The 331-nt window shown below is 38.7% G+C and carries 1 protein-coding gene; it reads right to left on the bottom strand.

From position 1 onward, the window contains the following. The coding region (locus KH400_RS23380) for a GGDEF domain-containing protein (protein WP_498067646.1) at nucleotides 1–331 on the bottom strand (331 nt) is incomplete at both ends.

Genomic DNA, 331 nt, shown 5'->3' with positions numbered 1-331 from the left:
CGTAACGCATGCGAAATGACACGTGCTCTAACTCTTGTCCGTTTTTCAAGTGCATTGGATTTCCCACCATAAAATGTAACTTTTCCATTCTTTCTCTTAATGGCAACCTGATCGCCGCCTCGTCCTAATGCTAAGTCTAAACTAGATTGAGCTAATAACCCTAGTTCCCTTGATGAATCTTCACCCGTACCTACTCCAATACTTAATGTAATAGGTACTTTTTCTTTCCCAGTTATTTCTCGGATTTGATCGAGAATATCAAAGCGATTCTTCTCAACCTCTTTTAATGCCTTAACATTCATAATAGCAATAAACTTATCCGATGCTGTTC

Origin of the sequence: Desertibacillus haloalkaliphilus (assembly GCF_019039105.1) — a bacterium.
Taxonomy (GTDB): Bacteria; Bacillota; Bacilli; order Bacillales; family KJ1-10-99; genus Desertibacillus; species Desertibacillus haloalkaliphilus.
This window is presented reverse-complemented; position numbering and strand designations above follow the sequence as displayed.